The following is a 275-nucleotide window of genomic DNA, read 5'->3' on the forward strand; positions in this document are numbered from 1 at the left end:
CGTGTAGGTCATTTTGATCACATGATCGTCGTCGGATGCGATTGCTTTTTTGCAGACGTCGCGCCATTCGATTTGAGGATCCACGACGCGCGTGTCCGTTTGCACGCGTTCGCCAACTGTTGCGTAAGCGGCGCAGAGCGCGAGCCAGAAGTCCGGCATTAATTTCTCGACGAGGCGTGCGTCCAGCAACGCAAAGACGATGCGCGCCGCACGCGTTACCGTGACCGTGTGCAGCAGCGTGAAATCCGGCCTGCGCCAATAGGCGTCGATAGTCG

1 protein-coding gene is annotated in these 275 nt (G+C 58.5%); it reads right to left on the reverse strand.

Going from position 1 to position 275, the window contains the following annotated elements; all coding sequences use genetic code 11:
* Positions 1 to 275, reverse strand: a 275-nt coding sequence (locus tag SB751_RS30190) for a questin oxidase family protein (RefSeq protein ID WP_410749046.1), incomplete at both ends; no start/stop codon positions are given.

Origin of the sequence: Cupriavidus sp. SIMBA_020 (assembly GCF_046535395.1) — a bacterium.
GTDB classification, from domain to species: domain Bacteria; phylum Pseudomonadota; class Gammaproteobacteria; order Burkholderiales; family Burkholderiaceae; genus Cupriavidus; species Cupriavidus campinensis.